This window comes from Pseudomonas sp. PDM30 (genome assembly GCF_019218985.1).
Classification (GTDB): domain Bacteria; phylum Pseudomonadota; class Gammaproteobacteria; order Pseudomonadales; family Pseudomonadaceae; genus Aquipseudomonas; species Aquipseudomonas jessenii.
Map to the genome: position 1 here is coordinate 1 of NZ_JAHUWM010000010.1, position 19,248 is coordinate 19,248.

At 55.5% G+C, this 19,248-nt stretch carries 17 protein-coding genes and 2 pseudogenes; 12 read left to right on the forward strand and 7 right to left on the reverse strand.

The genetic code is table 11. The features are described from left to right. Positions 1–182 precede the first annotated feature (182 nt). Both KW840_RS21750 and KW840_RS21755 read left to right on the forward strand, forming a co-directional pair. Positions 183–444, forward strand: a pseudogene (locus KW840_RS21750) (transposase domain-containing protein); the annotation flags it as partial. Positions 445–729: 285 nt separating this feature from the next. Then, positions 730–1,491 carry an SDR family NAD(P)-dependent oxidoreductase gene (locus KW840_RS21755; RefSeq protein ID WP_110625626.1) on the forward strand — a complete coding sequence of 254 codons (762 nt, stop codon included), beginning with the start codon at positions 730–732 and terminating at the stop codon, positions 1,489–1,491. A gap of 310 nt (positions 1,492–1,801) precedes the next feature. Here the strand turns inward: KW840_RS21755 and KW840_RS21760 are convergent, their stop codons facing one another. Further along, complete coding sequence (locus KW840_RS21760) at positions 1,802–2,191, reverse strand: MerR family transcriptional regulator (protein ID WP_218497785.1); 390 nt, start codon at positions 2,189–2,191, stop codon at positions 1,802–1,804. 74 nt (positions 2,192–2,265) lie between these two features. On the opposite strand from KW840_RS21760, the gene KW840_RS21765 reads away from it, so the two are divergent. The 5 genes from KW840_RS21765 (at position 2,266) to KW840_RS21780 (ending at position 5,450) form a co-directional block, all read left to right on the forward strand. Then, positions 2,266–3,345: an SDR family oxidoreductase gene (locus KW840_RS21765; protein WP_218497786.1), complete on the forward strand. Its 1,080-nt coding sequence runs from the start codon at positions 2,266–2,268 to the stop codon at positions 3,343–3,345. Positions 3,346–3,512: 167 nt separating this feature from the next. Beyond that, the gene (locus tag KW840_RS21770) at positions 3,513–4,430 is read left to right on the forward strand and encodes a DMT family transporter (protein WP_218497787.1); all 918 of its coding nucleotides are present in this window, start codon (positions 3,513–3,515) and stop codon (positions 4,428–4,430) included. 241 nt (positions 4,431–4,671) lie between these two features. Continuing rightward, positions 4,672–4,923 (forward strand): hypothetical protein, encoded by a 252-nt coding sequence (locus tag KW840_RS28665; protein ID WP_223510980.1) that lies wholly within the window; start codon positions 4,672–4,674, stop codon positions 4,921–4,923. 28 nt (positions 4,924–4,951) lie between these two features. Next, positions 4,952–5,176: a hypothetical protein gene (locus KW840_RS21775; protein WP_008019294.1), complete on the forward strand. Its 225-nt coding sequence runs from the start codon at positions 4,952–4,954 to the stop codon at positions 5,174–5,176. Between the two features lie 70 nt (positions 5,177–5,246). Continuing rightward, the gene (locus KW840_RS21780) at positions 5,247–5,450 is read left to right on the forward strand and encodes a hypothetical protein (RefSeq protein WP_218497788.1); all 204 of its coding nucleotides are present in this window, start codon (positions 5,247–5,249) and stop codon (positions 5,448–5,450) included. A 138-nt stretch (positions 5,451–5,588) separates the two neighbouring features. Here the strand turns inward: KW840_RS21780 and KW840_RS21785 are convergent, their stop codons facing one another. Further along, complete coding sequence (locus KW840_RS21785) at positions 5,589–5,891, reverse strand: hypothetical protein (protein ID WP_218497789.1); 303 nt, start codon at positions 5,889–5,891, stop codon at positions 5,589–5,591. 456 nt (positions 5,892–6,347) lie between these two features. After that, on the reverse strand, positions 6,348–10,685 hold the full coding sequence (locus KW840_RS21790) for an AAA domain-containing protein (RefSeq protein ID WP_218497790.1): 4,338 nt from the start codon (positions 10,683–10,685) through the stop codon (positions 6,348–6,350). 251 nt (positions 10,686–10,936) lie between these two features. Here KW840_RS21790 and KW840_RS21795 point away from each other — a divergent pair, with 251 nt between their 5' ends. After that, a complete protein-coding gene (locus KW840_RS21795; RefSeq protein WP_218497791.1) occupies positions 10,937–11,605 on the forward strand; it encodes a hypothetical protein in 669 nt (222 codons plus the stop codon). Between the two features lie 165 nt (positions 11,606–11,770). Beyond that, positions 11,771–12,136 (forward strand): annotated as a pseudogene (locus KW840_RS21800) (transposase); the annotation flags it as partial. A 37-nt stretch (positions 12,137–12,173) separates the two neighbouring features. On the opposite strand, the gene mobH reads toward KW840_RS21800, so the two are convergent. Next, complete coding sequence (gene mobH / locus KW840_RS21805) at positions 12,174–13,892, reverse strand: MobH family relaxase (RefSeq protein WP_218497792.1); 1,719 nt, start codon at positions 13,890–13,892, stop codon at positions 12,174–12,176. 223 nt (positions 13,893–14,115) lie between these two features. Here mobH and KW840_RS21810 point away from each other — a divergent pair, with 223 nt between their 5' ends. After that, complete coding sequence (locus KW840_RS21810; protein WP_218497793.1) at positions 14,116–14,310, forward strand: hypothetical protein; 195 nt, start codon at positions 14,116–14,118, stop codon at positions 14,308–14,310. 119 nt (positions 14,311–14,429) lie between these two features. Continuing rightward, a complete protein-coding gene (locus KW840_RS21815; RefSeq protein WP_218497794.1) occupies positions 14,430–14,795 on the forward strand; it encodes a histone-like nucleoid-structuring protein, MvaT/MvaU family in 366 nt (121 codons plus the stop codon). An 86-nt stretch (positions 14,796–14,881) separates the two neighbouring features. On the opposite strand, the gene KW840_RS21820 is transcribed toward KW840_RS21815, so the two are convergent. Beyond that, a complete protein-coding gene (locus KW840_RS21820) occupies positions 14,882–15,820 on the reverse strand; it encodes an ArdC family protein (RefSeq protein ID WP_218497795.1) in 939 nt (312 codons plus the stop codon). A gap of 698 nt (positions 15,821–16,518) precedes the next feature. Continuing rightward, positions 16,519–16,884, reverse strand: coding sequence for a DUF3085 domain-containing protein (locus KW840_RS21825; protein WP_218497796.1), 366 nt, complete (start codon positions 16,882–16,884; stop codon positions 16,519–16,521). 461 nt (positions 16,885–17,345) lie between these two features. On the opposite strand from KW840_RS21825, the gene KW840_RS21830 reads away from it, so the two are divergent. Further along, positions 17,346–17,702: a hypothetical protein gene (locus tag KW840_RS21830; protein WP_218497797.1), complete on the forward strand. Its 357-nt coding sequence runs from the start codon at positions 17,346–17,348 to the stop codon at positions 17,700–17,702. A gap of 4 nt (positions 17,703–17,706) precedes the next feature. Here the strand turns inward: KW840_RS21830 and KW840_RS21835 are convergent, their stop codons facing one another. Next, a complete protein-coding gene (locus tag KW840_RS21835) occupies positions 17,707–19,245 on the reverse strand; it encodes a conjugal transfer protein TraG N-terminal domain-containing protein (RefSeq protein WP_218497798.1) in 1,539 nt (512 codons plus the stop codon). Positions 19,246–19,248: the final 3 nt, after the last annotated feature.

Here is a 19,248-nt window from a genome sequence, read left to right on the forward strand (position 1 = left end):
AACCCAATAACAGAGCAGCAAAGGTCAACGAAGAGCCGAGAAACCACTCGATGTGGTGAGTAGGTTCTCCGATGGTGGTCGTGCCTTAGTTCAGGCCAGCTGAAAATCCGACTTTTTCAACAGAATCAACCCAAAGCAGACATTATGTGTCTAGCAAATCCGGAGCAATTCACTGATGGGGAAATCAAATCCGGCCATGGGCTTTTTGGGCTTTCAAACTGGCTATTCCCGGGCTCCTTACGTAGCGGCAAAGGTGCGGCTGCGATTATCAGTTTGAACCAGTCGGCACGGCTTAACATCCATGAACCGTATGCGTATTTAAAGGGCGTGCTCACGCGCCTGCCGACGCAGCGGGTGAGTGAAGTCGATCAATTGTTGCCGCATAAGTGGCAACCGGTTTCATCACGCAAGGCGTGGTGTCGGACGCATAAACCTAGCCGATAGCTGTGACAAAGGCGGTGTTTTTCACTTAAAAGTACGTGGACACCTTCGCCATTATCGCCAGGATTTCCATGCGTCAGAGAACTTCTTGCCCCAAACCTTTTAAAGCCCAAGTCGTCCAAGAATACGTACAGCCGGACGTCTCAATGAAAAGCGTAGCTTTGCGCCGCAGAATAAGCGCCAACCTGATTTGAAAATGGATACCTGCCTATCGTGACCGCCAGACGCCGACGTTGCCCGCTTGGTGCTACGGTGATGGCTTTTTAGCAACCAATTCGAGATATCCATATGAAACCCAATCCGACAATCGATAACGTATTACGCGTCGCGTTGGTTACAGGATCCACTTCCGGTATCGGCGCAGCCATTGCACGTGTACTAAGCCGTGCAGGCTATGCGGTGGTGCTCCATTCGCGAAATTCTGCGGATGCGGGACGCGCAATGGTTGCCGAAATGAAGCAGGCTATTTACGTGCAAGCTGATCTTGCTTTCGAAGCTGACAGGGTCAGGCTTATTAACGAGGCGATCGCCGCGTGGGGGCAGCTCGACGTATTGGTCAATAACGCCGGTATTAGCAGAGTCATTCCGCACTGCGACCTTGCCTCGGCCAACTCGACGGTGTGGCACGAACTTAACGAGGTTAATGTCGTGGCGCCGTTCCACCTAGTCGCATTGGCCGAGTCGGCATTACGCGATGCCGCCCGTGACCGTCGAGCAGGTTGCGTCGTAAACATCAGTTCGCATGCCGGTATCCGTCCTAAGGGTGCATCGATTCCCTATGCGGTAAGCAAAGCTGCGCTTAATCACATGACCCGCTTGCTCGCGGTATCGCTGGGGCCAGAAATTCGCGTAAACGCTGTGGCGCCTGGCTTGGTCGACACGCCTCTGACCGCAGAGTGGACAGGTGCTCAAGAGTTGTGGCGAACTCGTGCACCTATGCGCAGGGCCGCTAGCCCAGACGACATCGCAAAAGCTGTTGTAATGCTGGTCGAGTCGGACTACTTAACCGGCGAGATACTCCTCTCAGACGGCGGGTTGAATCTGACCTAGGTTTAGCGTGCTCCGGTGTAGCAGGTGAGAAGACGAGTCACTCTGTTTCGCCGACTCGCCCAAAGGACGGATACCATAGCTTTTCAGGGCGGGCTAGAGGACACCGCCGGACGGATACAGATTACCGAGTTGCTGCCGCATAGATGGGCGCCCGTTTAACCACGCAAGGTCTGTTGGGCGGACGTTTGCTGTCCAGGGCCTGGCCAGAAGGCTTTAGAAAATGCATAAGGGGACTTGAAACTTGAAACTTGAAACTTGAAACTTGAAACTTGAAGCAGGCTGCAGCTTCCGCTCTCTAGATGCTGACCGTTCAGTTGGAAGAGTTGTTCAACTGCTGAAGCTCAAGTTGTTTGGCAGCACTGGCTTCGAGGTTTGCACGCTCTTCATCCAGATACCGATAAATACTTTGGAGGTTGGCGATTTTCTGTTTGATTTCCGCCATCTTCTTTTCAATTAGCTTGGCGCCGTCAGCACAATCGATCAGCTTGTTCCGTTGCGCATCCAGAATCTCGCCTATTTCCCCCAGGGAAAACCCCATGCTTTGCGCGCGCTGGATAAAGTCCAGATCCTGCAGAGTTTGCGCTGTGTAATCGCGATAGTTGTTAGTTCGCCGCTGTGGTGAGATCAGGCCGATTTGCTCGTAGTAACGTAGCGTATGGCGGCTGGCACCGCTGCGGGCCTCGAGTTCGCCGATTTTCATGAAAACACCGCTTGACCATAGAGTTGGGTTGATAGTTTACGCTTGGTTCCTCACCTTAAACAAGGAACAGGGAAATGAGCGTGGAGTGCTTTGTCACGGGGGGTACCGGTTTCATCGGTCAACATTTGGTGGCGAACCTGAGTGCAAAAGGTCACACCATTCGGGTGTTGATGCGTCGCCCGGAGCGACTAGCTGCACTGCGTGAGCAAGTCGACAATTTGGGAGGGTGTGCAACCCGGGTATTTGCCGTAGCTGGCGATCTGGAACGGGACAACCTCGGGCTGAGTCTTGCTGACCGAGAAGTACTAAGGCACGCCAGCGTCGTATTCCACCTGGGCGCCCACTTCGCATGGGGGCTTTCAGTGGAGCATTCTCGTGCGGTAAATGTGGAAGGGGCAAAGCGCGTGGCGCTGTTGGCGGCTGAGCAAAAAAGCCGGCTAGTGATGATCGGCGGCTACATGCTGAAAAATCATGAACATCTGCAACGCATCGGAATTGATCCTCGTTATCCGGAGCTGACGAATTGGCCTGCCGTCTACCGACATGTCGGTGGTTACGAGGGGAGCAAGCTGGAGGCGCATTTTGCGACCCTGGAGGTCATGTCCACCAAGGGCGGGGAGATTACCGTTGTCCACCCCGCGACGGTTTGTGGCCACAGCCGCACTGGGCATATCCTTGACGGTCAGCCGCTGGTGGAGCTGATACGAAACCTTGTGCAGAGAAAGCTGACTGCAGTGCCCGGTACCGCCGAGCACTGGCTGCCACTGGTCACCGTGGATTACCTGGTTGAGCTGGTGGCGGTTTGTGCTTTTGATCCTGCCATGGTGGGCCAGGAACTGCTGGCGCTTGATGACCAAACACCGAACTTGCGAGAACTCCTGGTACAGGTGGCACAACCTTTGGGCTTAAAGTCTCCCAAGCATTACATTTCACTCCGATTGTTGAAGTTGCTACTGAGTATTCCTCCCGTCGCGCGGTTTTTGAATACAAAACCCGAAGCCTTGGACTTTATCCAGACCACTCGTTTTGATACAGCGGCGGTCGAGCAATTTGCCAATATGCATGGAATATCCAAACCGGATATACGTCAGTCTTTGCAGCACACTGCAATGTTCGTCAACTCAAATTGCATAGCCAAGGGCCAGGCCCTCTGACTTCTCCCTTGGCGGCGACAAGAAGGCGAATGGCATCCTACTGGACGATCCAGCTTATGCCACAATAAATACTGGGGTCGATGGGATCTTCGTATCCTCAAACTTTGCGCCGTCGATGTAGGGCGGCATTCTATCGAACGACAATTCAGCGACAGGGATCGTCATCAATGCAATCTACTTTCAGCAAAGGCGTCATATTTGCACTCTCCGCTGCGGCACTGAACGCTACGATCGGTGTACTCAGCAAAGTACTCATGAGTAATGGTTTCACCGCTAGCAGTGTCGCTGTCATCAAGACCGTACTGGGATGCGTGCTGCTCTCGATCTTATTATTTGTCCTCAAGCGCCCGGCGGCGTCGACCAAATGGACTCAGGCGGCTATCTGCGCATTCCTTGGCATCTTTGTGCTGTTCCATTTCGAAACGTCCGCCTATCGACACTACGCTGCGGCAGGTGTGGTGGTGGTGCTGATGGCCAGTGCCTCAATTTCCTCGATCATTCTGGGGCGCATTTTTCTCAAAGATGCCATCACCGCGAACGCGACCGTGGGCGCCGCACTGGCTATCGCCGGGATCGCGGTGATCTTCGGCGCCGACCTGCAGCAGGGCTTTACCCTGCAAGGTGCTGCGCTAGCCTCCATGGCCGGCTGCGGCTATGGGGCGTTTTCGGTTGCCATGAAGCGGATGGGCGTGTCGGGGGGGCTGCACTTCACCCGACAATTGTTGTTCTTTGGCAGCCTGTACCTGCTGATGCCGGCCGCGGCCGATGATTTCGTGATCGGCGAGCTGTCGCCGCTGGCGATCGCCGCGCTGCTGGCGCTGGCCGCGCTGCTGGCGCTGGCCGCGCTGCCGACAATCCTGGGCTTCTTCTGCACCACCAAGGCCATCGAGTATCTCAAGCCATCCCAAGTGCAGGCGCTGGAACTGACCGAGCCGCTGTTCGCCGCCCTGCTGGCGTTTGTGGCGCTCAATGAAGTACCGCGCGAAAGCCTGTACGCGGGAGCGGCACTGATCATCGTCGGCCTGTGTTTCTCCAATGAACTAATCCGCTTGGGCAGCAAAGCATCCGTACCTTCGACCGAGTGAGCTATTTTCGGATCCTGATTACTTTAGCAACCAGTGGTTTTTAAGTGTTTTGAGCTACTGACCGCTTCTGGCCGTTCTCTGCCGATCATGGTTACAAAGCGTGCTGGTCAAATCCGATGCAATCGGTGGTCAGAACGAATGCAAATGACTGGTCAGGTCGAATGCAAGCGGGTGATCAAGTAGAGTGCAATTTCGCAGCTGAATATCGGATTAGTGTTGTGGGGACTTGTAAGGGGTGATGATGGGGCTCAACAAACCAGTGCAGGACCTGAAGCGCGATCTGCAGGGTGTCGCCTCTGATCTGAAGTGGTCGGCCGTGGAGTTAGTTCGGATTGCCGAGCGGCTAAGCCACGCAGGTAATGGACCAGACGCTGAGGCGCTTCGAAGGATGATCACAATCTTCCAGCAAGGTGAGAATCGGTTAGATGGCTGGATTAAAGAAATCGGTGCAGGCCAGGTAGTCCCGCCGGCGAAGGCTGACCACTGCCAATGATCGCGGAAGGGATTGGCAGGAGGTTGTCATGGCACTTAACAAACCCAATCAAGAGTTACGCCGCGACTTGAAAGCCGCTGCATATTCCCTCGAAGAAGCTGCCCTGGAAATGTTCAGGCTTGCAAAACAGCGCGGGGATACAGAGCTTCTGGAGGCAATGGAGACGATCGAAAAGCTGCATGAGCAAGCTGATCGGCTGACTGCTTACACAGATGAGGTGAAGGCGGGAAGGATTGTCCGGAAGGCTGAATAGCCATGCGTTCTGGCGGGCGTATTCGCGCTAGATCCTGAAATACAAGCAATGCCCTGCAAACGGTTACTCAATGAAGAAGAAGCTGACGGACAGTAAAGCAGCAGTGACTGCTGCTGAAATTGAGCGTTCTATCCAAGCTCTGAACAAAATGGCTGAACGCCTATGGGGGGATGGCCGGGAAGCCGAGGCGAAAGCTCTCCTCGATGCCTTGGACGCGTTAAACCGGGCGCTTGATCGGATCAGGACTGGAGAGAGTCGCAGGGTTCTCCATTGAACGGCACAAATTAGCTGGCGGGTTATGAAGGCGAGAAGGATTGTGCGGGGGAAGGCGGAGTAGGCGCGTGGTATGACGGCGAGATGTTGTAGCGGCCTGGCGGTCGTACCGATGTAACTCAAATGCCCGGTTCAGAGCTTACCGCCAATACTTTGGGTCGCTCTTTAACTTTTCTCGCTCAAGGCGGCGAAGCTCCTCCAAACCCTTGGATCTACTCTTGATCTCGGTCCACGCCTGCGCGAATACCAGTAGATTCAAGTTCGCTTCAATTTCCTCCAACCAACTTTGCCATACATCCGAAACAATGCGTCCACGTGCTCGGAGCGAAACTTGCTCGTTGATCAGATCAACATATCGATACAGTTCGTCGAAGGCCTCTTCATATTCGTCGTCGTTTAAGCACTCGCCCATTAAAGCTTTCTTCGACAGTTCACCGGCCAATTCGCGATATTCCTTCCCCAAGGCGTCTTCGAATTGCAGCTGCGCGATCTCACGACTGGTCTTTAGCTAGTGTCGTGCGTACCAGACGCCGGCCGCAGCTACGCCGGCCGCAAGTGCCGAGATTGCACTACCAACTGCGCTAACGATATCGGTGGTCTCAGACACGTTTCTGTTGAAAAAGTCGGTTTTCTCAAATTGCCAGAGACTGATCGGTGAACGCACCTTTTTAGTACGCTGCTATGTGAAATCCGAGTCCGAATGTCTTCGCGACAATTCAATATTTCAATCTCAAACGCTTACTTTTTGGCCATAGAAACCAAGACCGACTTTCTCAACAGAATCGGCCGATTGCTGCCTGCTGAGAAGGGTTGCAATCGACCTATTTCTATCGATCAGAAGGAACATCCAGCGATCAACGTAAATGCAGGGCAGCCGTTTGTGGCCGCCCTGTAGACGTTATCCCCAGCGACGGCTTTTGCGAAAACCGGTTTGTGTTGTTTTCCCAGTCTGGGAACTGGCCTTGCTGCCCTTGCAGATCATGCACACGCGGCCGAAACCGCCAGCACCGCCGCCTAGTGCCGGATCGTAATAATCCGTCTTTTCCCTAATTTGGCCGCATTTCGAGCACGGTTTGAGCTCTTTGTTTGCCAGGCCTTGAGCCTGAGACTGAATATGGTTGACCGCTTCTGAAATCTGCTCACCCACGGCAATTTCCACTAACTGGTAAAGACGATCTGAAATAGTAGCGACAGGGTCGTCACCCAAGTTGAAACGATTGATGCGTAGGAACCGATAACCGTAGCTCTCCAGCGTTAGCTGGCGTTCCACGTCGGCCTCATTCAGGTAGCGTTCGTGATTGCCCACGTGAACGTGTTTGCCCTTGGCAAAATGGTAATCGAAGCCGTCGTACTCGATCACGATCTGGATGGGGCCCTTGCTCGACTGGTACGTCACCAGAAAGTCAACGCGCCATTTTGGATGCTCGTAGGTCGGGTCAAGTTGCTTGAGATAAGTTCCGATCTCGAACTGAGCAAAGACATCGATGGCGTCGATATTGGACTGATAGAACTTGGTCTGGCGAAACCACTCCAGAACCTTGGCTTCCATAGGGCTGGACTGATCGGTGTGTTCGGCAGAAGGTATTCTATTGGCGTTCTCAAGAATGTTCGCATAGTGGTTAAGCGCTTGTCCGATGGCGCCGCGAAACTCATTGAGTGGCTTGGAGTGAACAAACCAAATCATTTCCTGAGCGCGGCTAAAGCCGACGTTAAGACGCTGTACCTTGAGTTTTTGCTCCACTGCCTGTTCTGCGTCACTCAGTTCAACCGGGAAGATATAGTTGAGCGCATCCTCATCAGCCGTCGCTACCATCGAGTAGAAAATGATGTGCCGTTCCTCTCCCTGGCAGCTGTCGAAGGTCATAACCTTCAACCGCAACAGACGTTCGAAGTCTGCCCCGCGGGGGTGATTAAACAGCTTCTTCGACAGTAGGGTCTGCTGTTCACGAAAGGGCGAGATAATGCCTACGGTCGGTGGCGATTCCTCCTCGATCAGCTCAAGAAGGCGGTCAAGAATGAACTCCGCCTCCGCTTCATTGGTACCTCGTGTCACTCTCTTGTCTGTCGTATCGACTATGTCGAATCGGATGACTTCGTCGACCGGGATGCCGCGGATTTTGATGGCCTGCAATTGGTGCCCATAAAACGTGCCCGAGGAGTATCCGATTAGCTCCTGGTAAGAGCGGAAGTGCTTGCGCAGCATGACTGAGTATGAGGCCGCGTGATTGCAGAATTCCAGAATGGAACGTTTAACGTCGAACATGGACAGCCGCTGTAGGGCGTCGGCTGCGCCGCTGACGTGGGTCGTGAAATAGTTTTTCAGCTCATTGCGGTACTTATCATTCTGCTCAATGCTGGCATTCGCCGATTTCACGTTTGAAAATTGTTTGTCATCGCCCAGCACGACGACCTTCTTCGCGCGTAGTAGCGCCGGTAATGCTTGGGCGACTGAGACCTGTGAGGCCTCGTCGATGACCACCACGTCGAACATGTCAGGGGCCAATGGCATGTATTCACCAAACTCGCGAATACTGGCGATGATGACCGGGAAGCTCTCGCGTACGTGCGTGAACTTGTCTTCTGGAAATTTTTGTCGGTTAGCGATTACGCCAGCTAGCGCCCGTGCGTCTGAGCGGTAATTCTCCATGAAACTCAGTAGGCGAGTGTCTACGTGTGCGTTCATGACCGAGGTGTTGAGGCGCTCGAGCTGGGTCTTGGTGCCGGCATAATCATACTGGGGCGCCGATGCGAAGGCCTCCCGAGTGCGCAGCCAGCCGTGCAGGAACCGAACGGACAGGGGCCAGAGACGGGCATCATCCTTTGGTTGCTCAAGCAGTACATCCACTATTTTGGTATCGACACGACGCAGAATGGCCATGGCTTTTGCCGCATTGCCTGCGTTGAGTTTTGGCGTTTTTCCTCGGGTAAGCAGCCGATAACAACCCTCGAATTCGTCTTCTAGATCTTCGCTCTGAAGCTTCAATCGGAGCTTATTTGCCGCCTCAACGAGGTTGGATAACATTGCTTGCCGTTGCTTGAGCTGCAAGGGGCTGCTGACGGGTAGGGCATTAAGCTGACGTTCAACTTCGCGCACCTGTGCGCCACGGAACAGGTAACCGAACAGAGGCATCTTCAGTTGACCATAGCTGACTAGAAGTCCGCCAAGCGTGCGCAGTTGGGAGGACGACATCGACTCGAACAGATCCCATGGGGCGTCAGAATGTTCCTGAGTGAAGGCTGCCAGTAATGCATCCCTTCGCGTTCTGTTCCAAAGGCTTTGTGGGTTAAAGTCTCCCTCCGAGAAGACCTCAAGAAGATACTGTTCCACCCCCGTTAGGTGCTCGGTGATGCTCTCGAGCTCTGAAATCAGACCGGCTCCACTTGCGCGTTTCAACACTTCCAGTACTGACGGGGCAAGCTCAGCGAGCTCGGTTTCGTCTTTGAGCATTGCTTGTACGCTGGTCATTTCGATGGCGCCTAATGTCGCCACAGTCAGCTTGATCTGTTCCTTCAGGTTCTCCGACCGACTTTTTCGCTCCTCTTCGAGCCGGGGCTGATTCGCCTTCATTGCCTTGGCGTAGGCCCCGATCTGGGTCACAGCCTGATTCGAGGTCAGTTTGCGGAAGTTATGGGCTTGCTGGCCGAGCCGCAGTATCGGATTCGGGAAATCACGATCGTGGCGTACGCGTGACATGGCTTCCGACAGTTTGTCGTAGACCACATCCAGCGCTTCGGTCTTATCCGATAACACCAGACAGGAGCGCTGATTAAAGGCGCAATCGGCGGCGATTGCTGTGATCGTATGGCTCTTGCCGGTACCTGGAGGGCCGGAGACAACAACGATCTTTCCTTCAGGCTGTCGCACGGCAATCAATACTTTGCGTTGCTCTTCGTTCAGGGGGATCGGTGAGTCGAAGACCATTCGATCCACCATCGGAAGCGCATCCCAGGTGGTCTCCACAGCAGCAGCGATGGACTTGGGGTTCTCGCGCAGTACACCACCAACGATGCCCTCGAACAGTTCAACCACGGCCGATCCGCCATGCTTAAGTGCTTCGAGGATCTCTTCGTAGTCGTTGAGCAATGCCTCGTCCGAACGTTCATACGCAGCCAGGGACAGAGAGCTGGACAGCCCAACCGCAATTGTCGAGGTATCGGTAGCAGAGGAGGAGAGGCTGATCTTGCCACCGAGGTCCAAGGCATTGGCTACGCGCTGGAACAGGACGCGGGCCTCTTCGTATATGGACTGCTCGGGTTTGATGTAATGGATTCGTTCGGGGATCGGAGAAACCCATGCGCGTTCAAGCCCAGCAGCCAGCTCCTGCAGAATAAAGTCGATAGCCTTGCGGTTGGTATAAAGCTGGTTAAGCAGCTTTAACTTAAAGCCGGCCCCCTTTTCCTCCCTCTGTACCTCAATGGGAAGAAAGAAGAGTGGGTATTGGTTTCCACCGTACTTCACTGCACCGATGTATAGGTAGAGCTGCATCCCGTCGCTGGTGGCAACATAGGTCTCAAGATCGCGGAATTCGTGGTAGGCGTCAGCCGCCACAAACCCTTCAAAGAACACCATCAGCGCCTGACGAGTTCCTTCAAGAGTCAGGAACTGTGGGATCGCCTCCTTGAGCGGGGCTGAGTCCTGGGTGGCGAGCAGCTTGGCCAGCAGCTCTGGGAGGACTCGGGATAGGTCACCGCAGACACGATCAACGAGGTCCTTCTCCGCGGCGAATAATGAGTCCATTACCCAGTACGCCTGATTGCGCAGTGGACCATCCAGGTGAGCAATCAGGGGCTTGATGATGTGCTCGGCGACTTTGCTGCCCAAGTGGTTTTGGACTGACTCCACCCACAACTCCGGGTCTTCTATCGCTTTTGCGTAGGACTCTGCGGCTAGTTCCTCCACCGAAGTATGTACAGTTTGTAGGGATGAAGCAGGGATGGCGTTTACTTGCTCGTGGATCACTTTGCGAAGCACATCACTGATCGGACGCGTATAACGCCGTGGGTCGATCGTCAGTGACAGGTCCTCGCTAGATGGACGCCCCAATAGATTCCATAGGTCGCGATCCAAGGAGGGGTAGGGCGAGGTACGCATCCCCGATCTGAATCCGGTGTCGGTGGTCAGCACGATTCGGCGGCGCGGAGCTTGTTGACGCTTGAAATCCGAGTCTAAAAAGTCGCGGAAGTACTGACTGATCCGCGTGGCGACCGGCCGAAGTTGCTGCCCCAGAGCTTCCATTAGATTCCCCTAAAAACGAACACTGGACTTCGCTGCTCGAAACCCCGTGAAATCGGTATCGAGAGCAATCCAAAAAATGACAATGAGATGGGCGTCACAATACTGGCTCTGGCTCGACCGCGCCAACACACTTGCGTTTCCGCTACCGCCCGACATATCGAGACCGCAAGCAGCTAACCGGAAACGGTCTTTACTAAGCCGTCACAAGTGCGTCAAAGTACAGTGGGCCATCATGGTAAGGAGACAAGAGCATGCCACGAGGCGCAGCTTTTTTTGCAGGGATGACCAAGGCTCAGTTACGAGCCTGTATCCGGTTACGACTGAAAGAGCGGGAGCTTGAGGAGGTCTTTCAAGACGACTTGATCTCAGACCTTATCGCCGAAAAACACTACTACTGCTCTGTCCACGATCTGCGGCCGAGCCAATTCCGCATGCTGTATCGACCTGGTGGCGGCTATGACTTTTATGGTCTGTTTGATCCAAGTAGATGGCATAAGGTGTCTTGGTCTCAGTGCTTAGATCCAAGGGATCAAAACGACTGGATTCAATCTGCACTGCGCCTGGCATCAGCGCCCTTTTTATCCGCTCGAAGGCTTGCATTTCCGATCTGTGAGCGTTGTGGCGTTCTTCCCTCTACCGAAGTGGATCATGTGAATCCCGAATTCCAATCGATAGCCCGTCAGGCGATGCAGTTTATGACGACGTCTGAGTTTCGCAACGCATTTCGTGGTTTCGATTGGTGGAGCGACCAACCTTTCACATTACCTGTAGACAACTCCGCTCTCGCCTACACGCTACAGGCGCATCAGAGCGCGACGCTACAAGCCGTGTGTAAGGATTGTCATCTGCAAAACGCCGCTGACCGTAAGACGTTGCGGGCGGATCCGCCTAAAGCGCTTCATGGGCGATCCCTGCGATGAAATCCTCAGAAATCATAGCAAGGGTTCGCGGAGGCGTTTTTACACACTCTGGGCCGTTTTTTGCCTGTCGCGAAGGACTGCAATCGACCGATTCTGTTGAAAAAGTAGCTCCCCTGTCTGGCTAGCGGCAAAATCTCTACATTGGCCAGCAGGGAAGCACGCAGCATGATGGGACAGTTATCGAGTGGGCAGGAACGGCTGTTTTACTCGTTCAACCTTGAAGAGCACATCCCCGCCAATCACCTTCTGCGCAGCATTGATCGGTGTCTCGATCTGAGCGACTTGCGCCATTCCTTCGCCGATTTTTACAGCCCGATTGGGCGTCCGTCGATTGATCCTGAGCTGATGATCCGCATGCTAATCGTGGGCTATTGCTACGGCATTCGCTCAGAGCGTCGGTCGTGCGAAGAGGTCCATTTGAGCCTGGCGTATCGCTGGTTCTGCCGGTTAAGCCTGGAAGATGAAGTCCCTAACCACTCGCCGTTTTCCAAAAAACGACACGGTCGTTTTCGGGGCAGCGAACTATTTCGCTGGCACTCCACGCGCGCATGGGGCTGCCCTTGCGATGCTAAGAAGTAAGATTGAGGAAAGGATTGTCAGTAGGGACAGGGCTCAGAAGAGTTTCAGCATTTTGCAACATGTAGCCATTGAGGGAAGCCCTCCGGCGGGGGCCCTGCACTGTGCAAGTCCATATGTTCTGCCCGTTTGGTCGTTTGAGATGTACGCCTAAGTGCTCAAAGTGACGTTGAGTGCGCCGCCATGCATCGGTCTTGTCGTCACCTGCAGATAGCTCAGGGTGCTCCGAAGCGTAGCGCTGGAAAATGCCGGGTGTGACCAGGTAGAACGTGCCGTCGACTGTGTGAATCTTTGCCTTACAGTCGTTGACGAGCAGGCGATGGCTTTGAATCCCCTCGCGTAGCCAGTCGACAAAGGCCAGCCCTGGTGCCTCGCGGGGTGACGCAGTTGAGGATTTCAGTCCTTGAGCGCTCGACTCATCCTCGTGCTCAACCGTCTCTTGCAACATATCCATCAAGTCATCGAGATAGTCGAAGTCATGGTTCGGAGGTAAGGGCTCTGGCGTTTCCTGGGCCGAAGTTGCTTGTGGCTGATCCAGGGCCGACTCGATAGCTTCACCGCTCGGCACGGTATTGTCAGCAACGAGCTCAACTGTCCCTTCAAAGCATCGGGGCCGGCTTTCATCGGCCCAGATCAGGCTCGGTTGGAGACGCAAGAATGTGAAGCGATGCTGCCATCTTTCATCTGACACGGTTGCGCTCCATACCGCTTTGCCTTCTGGCGTGGTGTCTACCAACCCGTGGGATTGCAGTTCATCGAACATGGCAATGTTGGAGGAGGGGATGCCACTTACGGCCTGGGCCAGGAGGTAAGCGCGAAGTTTGTCGGTTGCGGTCTTGCTGACTAGCCACAGATGATTTTCGGTGAGCCAGCCAGCAGCCCCGGGCTGGTTGAGTTTGAACTCGTTCTTGACCAGATGGCGTAAGCCAGTCAGCAGGTGATGCTGAAGCGACCGAGTGGGCGCCTGTAGTGCCTTGGTGGGATTGGCTCCGATGTTCTGCGCGGTAGATACCCGGTCAGCTTGCAGCACCAGTTCCCCCAGCGTCGCGGCGTATTCATAGTGGTTGGCCAGCAACGACAGCAGGTTGCCCCATAGAGTTGGGTAACCGCTGAGCCAGTCGAGCAGGCGCGGTGTCAGTATTTGGGTGTAGAGCAGCCCAGCGGCCGCAGCATGTAGCTGGTAGTCGCGCCCTGTCACGTAGCGGAAGCGGTAGGGCTTGTTCAGGGGGCCGTGCCACGGATGCCAGAGCTCACCATTTTGGTACTCCACCTGCAGGTCGACGGCAATCTTGCCGATGTCATGGAGCAGGGCGCCATAGGCGATGGCGGCGCTCCAGGCGTCGGTCTGCGCGGCCTGGTCTTCGGGCGCGGCGCCGCTGGGTAGCAGGTACGACTGGCGCAGTTTCAGGCTGCAGGCCATCAGCTCCAAACCGTGGTCCAGCATGCCTCCCGGATAGGCATGATGATGGCTTTCGCTGGCAGGTAGTTGCTGTACATACTTGGCGTAGCGGTGGATTGGATCGAGATAGAGCTGATCGAACTGAGGTTGGGAAAGGGCGGTGTATTGGCAGATGCGCTCGAGCAGCCGCTTCCGGTGATCGGCGGCAAGGAGCGATTCTGATGACTCAGGCAAGAAGTAACCTTCGGCGACAAGTGCTGGCGCGGGGCTGGCGGCGTTGCCTTTTTCATGTTTGAGCCACCAGCGCATCATCGCAATACCTGCTTTGTACCTGGGAGGTCCTTTTGCCTTTTCGGATAAGCCTCTTACCCTTGCAATCCCTTCCATTGGCGCCGTTATCCTTTACTGTCTTTGTCCTTTTCGCGAACGCGAAAATCCGAAGGCGGGAGCGTCGAGTTAGTCGGTCGATCGGGATAGCCGGTCCCTTTTACAGGGGGTAAACTGGCCGGCATCATTTTTCGGAGCAGGGGCGCTGATGACGCTTATCGATGCAGTGTTGATCGTGCTGCTGGTCGACCGGATTCATGGAACTGACGTTTCCATTCGCTCAGCTGCGAAGCGCTGCGCGAAAAAGCTGCCACGTGGTCAGCGCGATATTTTGTTCAAAATTGGGAATAGCCCTGCACCTCGGCAACTTGTGGGCCACCTGTGCCAATACTTGGCAGAGTGAAAAGTCAGGCAGATCTGTTAAAGCTGGACACCAGACGAGCTGCAGTGAGGATCAAAACCTCGGCTAAAGTGCGGGTCTCAGATACTATTCCCACACTTGTCTCATACTAGGAAGAGCCCATGTCTAAGCTTGCCGAATTCAAAGCGCTGGAAGCGCAGCTGGCCGCGCAACTTCAACAGCTGGATGCGATGAAAAACGATTCCGGGCTGAAGCAGGAAATCGAGTTTGAACAAAAGCTTAAGGCCTTGCTGGAAGAGTACGGCATGAACCTGCGGCAGGTGATCACCATTCTTGATCCGTCCAAAGGGGTGAGCGTAAGTACCGCAGGCGCCTCCAGCAGCGTCCAGCGCAAGCCTCGTGAGATCAAGCGCTACAAAAACCCGCACAGCGGTGAGGTCGTGGAAACCAAGGGCGGCAACCACAAAGTCCTCAAACAGTGGAAGCAGGAGCACGGCTCCGACACCGTCGAGAGCTGGTTGCAGTAATCAGTCGTCCAGTTATAGCGGCGGATGACCGGCGTTGCAGGCAAAACAAAGGCCCCAGATGGGGCCTTTTTGATGCTTGAGTGAAGTCACGCCGTTAACCGTTCAGTCGTTTCAGTGGCCTGATCGGACTGCAGCGCCAGTAGGTACTCGGAGGCTTCACGTGCCTGGCTGCTGGCGCGGAAGATCGCACGCTTATCCTCCTTGAGTATCTTCAGCCAGGACGCCAGGTACTCCTCGTGACGTAACTCACCCTGGGTACCGGTCAGCGCACAGAGAAACGCTGCGCCCATTTCCGCTACCAGTTCCTCGAAGGCGTACGCCGCGGAACCAAACGCGTGCCCGCCAGTGATGCCGTCGCGGTTGAGGCGCGAGTGGTGACCCGACCAGTGCGTCAGCTCATGAAGGGCCGTTGCGTAGTAGCTGCCGACGTCCTCGAACTGTGCCTTGGTAGGCAGTTGGATGAGATCCCGCACCGACTGATAGAACGAGTGATCGCCGTAGCGATGCTCAATCCGCGCCCCACTGGCGACCAGCAGTTGCTCGGCTGGGGCATGATCAATGAAGGCCGGCTGGTCGTCACACTCATCGTGTATTTGCTCTTCGGCAGGCAAGTCTTCGGTCTGCTCGATGTTGAACAGGCAATGCGTCCGCAGTAGCGCGAATTGCACCATTTTGATGTTGCCCTGTTCATCACGAACGACCTGACCGTCTTCGTCGTGCGCCTCCTTGCTCATCGGTTTGTATAGCACCGCGAGGGTTGATTGCTCACCCTTGCGAACATGGCCACCGGCTTTGCGCGCCTGGTTGAACGTGAGCCAGCGATCCTGGCGGAAACCACGCAGGCGCGCTTCGGCCCACAGCAGCGGAATGTTGATGCCGGCGTAGGGGCGTCGGCTGATGGCGTTGATCGGGAAAGGGCAGTCAGCACTCGAGCCTGTGGTTGTCCAGGGTTTGATCCAGGGAATGACTCCTTGATTCAGGGCGCTGACGATCTTGTTGGTGACGTCCAGGTAGATATCGGACATGGCGTTCTCCGGTCGTGAAGGGGGAACGCTGCCCGGCCGGGAAGGGTTCCCGGTGGGGTAGTGGACAGGGGGTATGCAGGCTGTGTCAGATGGCCGCGATATCTACAGCGATCTCACTTGGCAGCCGGATGAGCAGAAAAGCCGGGCCACTGCGAGGTGTGATGCGATCCAGCTGTAACAGCGTTGAGTGTTCGACTGCTGATGAGTCGTCGCTCTGTGGGTGATCGAACTGCAGCTCGATTGGACACTGCAAGGTGCGAGGGACTGAGGTCAGGGCGCTCTTGAGCAGGGCTGCCAAGCGCTGGGCTGACCGTCTGACGGGGTCGTTGCTTGGGGCAGGTTCAATGACGTGTCGCCATACACCTGGACTCAGGACAACGGCGGTTGAGAAGAGCTTCTTTCTGGACATCGGAACCTCCGGGTAGCTGATCCCGCGACACCTCAGCTGAGGTTCTTGCGCGGGCTTGTCACTCAGCGAGACATGGAGTGTTTGTGTATTAAAACGCGTTCGGACGTGGGGTCAATCTCCAATCCAGACACCAGAAATGCGCGGTACTCCACGGCGTTCCAAGGAAGACTATCTGGCTCAAGTTCCAGATAAACGGCGGTGTCCATCCGGGTATGAGTTGATGCGAGAGGCGCTCCAAAGAGGCCCGGCTACAGAGCCACTCTGGAAACGCTGAGACTCGCATTTGCGTTTAAGATTTTCTCGTCGAGTCAACCTCGGCGGCTAGGTACAGGTGCGTGGAGGTTGCCTCCACCACCAGCGACCCTGCTGTCCCACGAAGACTTGCCAGGACCGGGTCGTCGATATCGAAGTACTCGGCAAAATCATCGCCACCCAATTCAGCTAGTGCGCGATTCCACCAGGAATCGAAGTCGTCGACGTCAGGGTTGCAGCCGGTGGCGTAGGCCACGCTTTTGCGGCCTCCTCCATCCGGTTTGTTCTCGCCGATCTCGGACATAAGGTAGACACCGTGGTCCTTGACCAATATCACTCTGCAGCCATTGATAACGGCTTCGGCCAACACGGCGTGGAGTTCAGAGCCTGTAAAGCGCAGCATTATGAGATCCTCCAGAAGGTGCGGAGGAATGCCACCCGTGCGGGGGAATTCCCAGCACTGGAATGGATTGAGTAGGGATGCATCGAAGACGCAGGCTCAGGGAGCCTGGGGATTAGAAGGCGTTCATCACCGCGGAACGGTGACCGTGCGAGCTGCCGAACGCGAATCGCATTTGGGGATAACCATCACGAGCGTGACGTAGCTTCAAAGGTTATGGCTACCTGGGGTGCTGGAAAACCAGCGATTGCCCAGTTGGTGTATCAAGCGGATCGGCATAGCGTCAACGATGTTTTTTGTTTGAATGAGCGGCCCAGATCCATATAGCTCCACTCGCCATTATCAGCGCAGTCCAGGTGATCAACGGTCATGGAAATCAGCGGGAGAGGAGTAAGCTAAGGCTTGGATCCAAACTCTCGGTGGATCCTTGGCCGCGAGTGCAGAGAAGAAAAGGGAGGCATTAAATGAGTGTTCCAACGTCTTCTACTTCGAGCCGTACCCCTGTCGGCAAGTATTTAGTTCGTGCCGCGGTGCGTGCTGGTCGGCTGCTCCGCCAACTCGAAACGACAGTTTTGCAGTCCAGCATGTTGGCTTCCGTGCCGCTCAAATATCGCCAAATCGGCGTGCAGATTTTTAGGTTGATATTCGTGCTTGCGGTTGCATCAGTCGCGCTTACCCTGGCGATCGGGATGGTTGCTCTGTGGACCATTGCAGCTCTGCCCATTAGTGCTGATAAGCAACCTCGTATTCACGAAGTGAGCCACCCCCAACATCAACTCAAGTATCCCGAGCTGTACGACGACAATGGGGCGCTCAGATAACAGGCTATTTTAACCTTCGGGCTCCAGACATGAGCTGAGAGGATCCCTTCTCTGCTTGGACCTGAGCAGCTTCTGTTCCTCGAGTGAGGAGTGTTTGGACGCCACTGCCCACGTTGTACCCCGCCCAACTCATCGAACCGATAAAAATCATTGGTAGCACTACAAACATCGCACCCATCACGTACTCGATCACTTGCGCGGTTACCGTCCCGTCCATGAACCCTGCCGTCGGCAACGACAACAGCGTCTGGTCTGTGGCAGACACCTGGTTGTACAGCGTCTCCAGCATGCTTGAGTCGATCCAGCGTGCGAGCTCCCACCAGAACGTCAGCATGTGCAGGGTAAACAGCGCGAACGTGACAGTCATCAGCGCCTTGAGCTGATAGGTGCTGATCAGCAGTACCAGCGGCAAGCTGATGATCGTGCCCATGATCAGAAAGGCCTGGACCATCGGTAGTGCGGCGCGCAACGCATTCATCGCCGGGAAATTGCTGAACGAGCCCAGGGCCAGCCCAGTGTTCGTGGCCAGGTTGTTGAGTCCTTGCGTCAGTGATCCGCCACGGGCCCTGCTGCCGTAATCCTGGTACACCTGTCCTGGCGCCATGCTCAACGATTGCTGCCGTGGGCTCACCAATTCGCGAAGGGTGGCGTCTTCGATCTCGGTGCTCGTACGCCCGGTCAGCCAGCCGCGCAGACTCGACATCAGCGACGGATCGACTTCGGCAACCAGACGATCACGCAGCCCGACCGTAGTATCGCTCCACCATTGCTTGCAGGTAGGGTAACCGGCGCCGTTGTCGAGCCGGGGCAGGGAGGTATCCCGGTTCTCGTCGTACGGCCAATCGACCCTGGGTGTGCGCGAGCGGTCGATGTCGTAGTAGCCCGTCGTGTTGAGTAAGTACGTCGAGCCAATCCAGGACGCGTCGTAGCTCTGCGACTCGTCCAGTTCGGGGCGATTGGTGAACAACCGCGAGCGCGAGTAGCCGTAACAATCCCGGGTGAAGTCGGCGACTTCCTGCAGCAGGACCTGGTCGTTGATACGCGAGCTGTCGATTTCCATGCGCATCGCGCGGATGTCAGGCGCGCATGGAATCGACGCGGTAGCGGCCGCCGTGATGCCTTTGCTCATGGCATGCACGAGGAACCACCACACCGGCACATTCGCTGATTTCTCGCCGATGGTGTTGAAGGTTGTGCCCCAGGCCGTTTCGGCGGGCTTGATCATGGAAATACCACAGCGTTGGCTCGCCGTATCGTCGAAGGTCACGGAGGACAGGTTCAGCGGAAAAAACGGCATGCAGCCAAACAGGATGACCACGTAACTCATCCACAACCGGTTCTCGATGCGAGGGATCGACAGCAAGCCCTTGTTGCCCTCGTCAGCGCCTTGTTGGCGAGCGGACAGCCATTCCTGCAGGATGATCGCACCAAAGGGCGCGGCGAACAGCCCAGTGTCTGCCAGTGTGTTCCAGATGCCGTTGTTGATGATCCAGGCCAACAGCGACAGGTAGTACTCGAGGTAGCTGTTGGTGCTCATGCTCATGAT